5 protein-coding genes are annotated in these 4,405 nt (G+C 70.1%); 4 read left to right on the plus strand and 1 reads right to left on the minus strand.

Annotated elements, in window-relative coordinates:
• Positions 1-124: 124 nt before the first annotated feature.
• Positions 125-922: a hypothetical protein gene (locus tag ACFWI9_RS29160; RefSeq protein ID WP_387166659.1), complete on the minus strand. Its 798-nt coding sequence runs from the start codon at positions 920-922 to the stop codon at positions 125-127.
• Positions 923-1,055: 133 nt separating this feature from the next.
• On the opposite strand from ACFWI9_RS29160, the gene ACFWI9_RS29165 reads away from it, so the two are divergent.
• From ACFWI9_RS29165 to ACFWI9_RS29180, 4 genes are all read left to right on the plus strand, one after another.
• The gene (locus tag ACFWI9_RS29165) at positions 1,056-1,850 is read left to right on the plus strand and encodes an ABC transporter ATP-binding protein (protein ID WP_387166662.1); all 795 of its coding nucleotides are present in this window, start codon (positions 1,056-1,058) and stop codon (positions 1,848-1,850) included.
• Positions 1,851-1,931: 81 nt separating this feature from the next.
• Entirely contained in the window at positions 1,932-2,360 is a 429-nt protein-coding gene (locus ACFWI9_RS29170) for an NfeD family protein (protein ID WP_387166664.1), read from the plus strand.
• Positions 2,361-2,462: 102 nt separating this feature from the next.
• The gene (locus tag ACFWI9_RS29175) at positions 2,463-3,431 is read left to right on the plus strand and encodes an SPFH domain-containing protein (RefSeq protein ID WP_387166667.1); all 969 of its coding nucleotides are present in this window, start codon (positions 2,463-2,465) and stop codon (positions 3,429-3,431) included.
• 85 nt (positions 3,432-3,516) lie between these two features.
• Complete coding sequence (locus ACFWI9_RS29180) at positions 3,517-4,287, plus strand: sulfite exporter TauE/SafE family protein (protein WP_387166669.1); 771 nt, start codon at positions 3,517-3,519, stop codon at positions 4,285-4,287.
• The last annotated feature ends 118 nt before the right edge of the window (positions 4,288-4,405 follow it).

The following is a 4,405-nucleotide window of genomic DNA, read 5'->3' on the forward strand; positions in this document are numbered from 1 at the left end:
TGTGTCCCACACCCTCCCCCACGCCCCGACCCTCTCGCCCCGGGTGTGGGCGGGGGGCGCCCACCCCCACCCGCCCCCCCCCCGCCCCGCGCCGCGGCGCCGCCCCCCCCCGCCGGTCAGGGCACTACGCCTCCCCGCGGCGCTCCCGCTCCTCCACATACGCGTTGTAGGCCGCGACCTGCGCACGCCGGGCCACCCGCTCCACCGGCCGCAGCGCCTCACCCCGCGCCGCCATCTCCGAGGCGCTCACGGCACCGCCGTGCCCGTTGTCGTACGCCAGCGAGACCAGCAGCCCGACCCGCTGCGCCAGCTCCAGCACCCGTACCGCACGGGGCGGATACCCGGGCGCCAGCACATCCCGGCCCGCACCCGCCTCGGCCCGCGCCCGGTACGCGTCCAGCGCCGCCTCGGCCACCGGACCCGAGCCCGCCACATCGAGCCGCGACAGCACCGCCGTCGCCTCCCGCATCGCCTCCGCCAGCTCGCGTTCGGCCTCCCCGAGCGACGGCACGTCCGCGGGCGGGGCATCACGCACCTGCAGGCAGTGCCAGACCACCCGCACATGCCTGTCTCCGGCAGGCCCCACCTCGTGCACGTCCGGGACCAGCCCGTACGCGGCCCCATGGCCGACGACGGCCTCCTCCGCCTCAAGGGCACGTGCGTTGAAGGCGGGGGGCCCGCTGAGCCCCAGCGGATGCCCAGGCGCGGGCAGTGCGACCCGGAAGCCCGTCACACCGAGCCCGCGCAGCCGCCCCAGCGCCAGGCTGAGCCCGACCGGCCCTGGCTCGTCCGGCAGCCCCTCCACACGATGCACCGCGTCGTCCCCGACGATCGCGTGCACCGCGTCGTCGGGTGATACAAAACCGGCCAACAGGGCATTTCCCCAAGCGGCCAGTCGTCCTGAGCGTGGTTCCGAAAGCATGGACCCAGCCTAGGTACCGGACCAGGCCATCGGGGGACCCGGCTGGTGGCGTAGGTTTTCCCTGGGAGCCACGCCCGCAGGCACACCGGACTCCCGAGACCTCTCGACGATTGCATGGGGAGACAACGCGCTCATGAGCGATGTACTGGAGCTGGTGGACGTATCCGTGGTCCGCGACGGACGCGCTCTGGTGGACGACGTCTCCTGGTCGGTCAAGGAAGGGGAGCGCTGGGTGATCCTCGGCCCCAACGGCGCCGGCAAGACCACCCTGCTCAACATCGCCTCCAGTTACCTCTTCCCCACCACCGGCAGCACCACCATCCTCGGGGACCGCCTCGGCAAGGTCGACGTCTTCGATCTCCGCCCGCGCATCGGCATGGCAGGCATCGCCATGGCCGAAAAGCTCCCCAAGCGCCAGACCGTCCTCCAGACCGTGCTCACCGCCGCCTACGGAATGACCGCGAGCTGGCACGAGGACTACGACACCGTCGACGAGCAGCGCGCCCGCGCCTTCCTCGACCGCCTCGGCATGTCGGACTACCTGGACCGCAGGTTCGGCACTCTCTCCGAGGGCGAGCGCAAGCGCACCCTCATCGCACGCGCCCTGATGACCGACCCCGAACTGCTGCTCCTGGACGAGCCCGCCGCGGGGCTCGACCTCGGCGGCCGGGAAGACCTGGTCCGCCGCCTCGGCCGACTCGCCAGGGACCCACTGGCGCCCTCCATGATCATGGTGACCCACCATGTCGAGGAGATCGCGCCCGGCTTCACCCACGTGATGATGATCCGCCAGGGCAAGGTGGTCACCGCGGGGCCCATGGAGACCGAACTCACCTCCCGCAACCTCTCCCGCTGCTTCGGCCTGCCCCTCATCGTGGAGCGCAACGGCGAGCGCTGGAGCGCTCAGGGCCTCCCGCTCGGCCAGTAGACCCCGGAACCCCGGTCCGAGCCTCAACAGCCGGGCCCGCGCGCCCTGTCGGCGGGGCGGCCACCGACCTACCATGCCTGTGTGGACATCGACGCATGGGTGTGGTGGCTCATCGCCGCGGTGGGACTCGGCATCCCACTCGTGCTCACCGCCATGCCCGAATTCGGCATGCTCTCCGCCGGAGCCATCGCGGGTGCCGTCACCGCGGCTCTCGGCTTCGGCGTGGTCGCCCAAGTGGGCGTGTTCGCCGCGGTGTCGGTCGCGCTCATCGCGGTCGTACGCCCCATAGCGGCCCGCCACAGCTCACAACGACCCCGACTGGCCACCGGCATAGACGCGTTGAGAGGCCGTCAAGCCGTCGTACTGGAACGGGTCGACGGCGACGGCGGCCGTATCAAGCTCGCAGGGGAGATCTGGTCGGCGCGCTCCCTCGACACGGAACGGGCCTTCGAACCGGGCGAGCAGGTCGACGTGGTCGAGATCGACGGTGCCACCGCTGTGGTCATCTGACCACGCGTCAGCGTCATGTGAGGGAACGGGTCCCATCACCGCCCGCGGTCTGGGAAACTCGATCATCAGAATCATCCGGCAGCGAAGGGCACGGGGAGCACGATGCCATCGATCATCATCGTCCTGGTCATTCTGGTGGTGCTTGTCTTCATCGCCTTGATCAAGACGATCCAGGTCATCCCGCAGGCCAGTGCCGCCATTGTCGAACGCTTCGGCCGCTACACCCGCACCCTCAACGCGGGACTGAACATCGTCGTGCCGTTCATCGACTCGATCCGCAACCGGATCGACCTCCGTGAACAGGTCGTCCCCTTCCCACCCCAGCCGGTGATCACCCAGGACAACCTCGTCGTCAACATCGATACGGTCATCTACTACCAGGTGACGGACGCCAGGGCGGCGACCTACGAAGTCGCCAGCTACATCCAGGCGATCGAGCAGCTCACCGTCACCACACTGCGCAACATCATCGGCGGTATGGACCTGGAGCGGACCCTGACCTCACGCGAGGAGATCAACGCGGCCCTACGCGGCGTCCTCGACGAGGCCACCGGCAAGTGGGGCATCCGCGTCAACCGCGTCGAGCTCAAGGCCATCGAACCGCCCACCTCCATCCAGGACTCGATGGAGAAGCAGATGCGCGCCGACCGTGACAAGCGCGCCGCGATCCTCACCGCGGAAGGCATCCGCCAGTCACAGATCCTCACCGCCGAGGGCGAGAAGCAGTCGGCGATCCTGCGCGCCGAAGGTGAGGCCAAGGCCGCAGCCCTGCGCGCCGAGGGCGAGGCCCAGGCGATCCGCACCGTCTTCGAGTCCATCCACGCGGGAGACCCCGACCAGAAGCTGCTCTCGTACCAGTACCTCCAGATGCTGCCGAAGATCGCCGAAGGCGACGCCAACAAGCTCTGGATCGTGCCCAGCGAGATCGGCGACGCGCTCAAGGGCCTCTCCGGCGCCATCGGCAGCTTCGGCGGCCCGCTCACCGGAAACCACAACAACGGCAACGGAGGCAGCGGCAACATCCCGCCGCAGAGCGGCACCGAGCGACGCGAGCAACCCCCGATCGACTGACGCACCCGGGCAGTCGGGCATGATCGGTGCGGCCCCTCGACCTTCATGGCGGGGAGGCGACACCTGATCATGTAAGGAGATGGCTTTGTCCATCTGGGAAGTACTCGCGGTCTTCGCCGCCGGTACGGCAGCAGGCACGATCAACACGATCGTCGGCTCGGGAACGCTCATCACGTTCCCGGTCCTGCTGGCCACCGGACTGCCCCCCGTCACCGCGACCGTCTCGAATGCCATCGGACTGATACCAGGATCGATCAGCGGAGCCGTCGGCTACCGGAAGGAACTCACCGGACAGCGCCGCCGCGTCCTGCGCCTCGGACTCGCCTCACTCATCGGCGGGCTCGGCGGAGCGATGCTGCTCCTCCTGCTGCCCTCCACCGCCTTCGAGACCATCGTGCCCGTCCTGGTCGCACTCGCCCTCGTCCTGGTGATCCTCCAGCCCCGCATCTCCGCGGCAGTCCAGCGCCGCAGGGAACGGGACACCACCGCCCGGCCGCACCCCGACGGAGGCCCGCTCCTCCGCGTCGCCCTGATGCTCGCCAGCGTCTACGGCGGCTACTTCACCGCCGCCCAGGGAGTCATCTATCTGTCCCTGATGGGCATCCTGCTGGACGACACTCTCCAGCGCCTCAACGCTGTCAAGAACGTCCTCGCCGCGATCGTCAACAGCGTCGCCGCACTCTTCTTCGTCTTCGTCGCCGAGATCGACTGGACCGCCGTCCTGCTGATCGCGGTCGGCTCCACCATCGGCGGCCAGATCGGTGCCAGAGTCGGACGGAGACTCTCGCCCGTGGCGCTGCGGACCGTGATCGTCATCGTCGGCACGGCCGCCATCGTCCAGCTACTCCTGCGCTGACGACGCGCGGAAGCCCGCCCGCCCCCCCCGCGGGGGGGGGGGCCGCGCCCCGCCGCGGGGGGCCCGCCCCACACACCCCCGGCCCCCCCCACCCGCGGGGCGGCGGCCCCCCCCCCCC

Source organism: Streptomyces sp. NPDC127084, assembly GCF_042724175.1.
GTDB lineage: Bacteria > Actinomycetota > Actinomycetes > Streptomycetales > Streptomycetaceae > Streptomyces.

Excerpts from the sequence above, each read along its gene's own strand:
- ACFWI9_RS29160 (WP_387166659.1), bottom strand. The coding sequence starts at position 922 with ATGCTTTCGGAACCACGCTCAGGACGACTGGCCGCTTGGGGAAATGCC.
- ACFWI9_RS29165 (WP_387166662.1), top strand. The coding sequence starts at position 1,056 with ATGAGCGATGTACTGGAGCTGGTGGACGTATCCGTGGTCCGCGACGGA.
- ACFWI9_RS29175 (WP_387166667.1), top strand. The coding sequence starts at position 2,463 with ATGCCATCGATCATCATCGTCCTGGTCATTCTGGTGGTGCTTGTCTTC.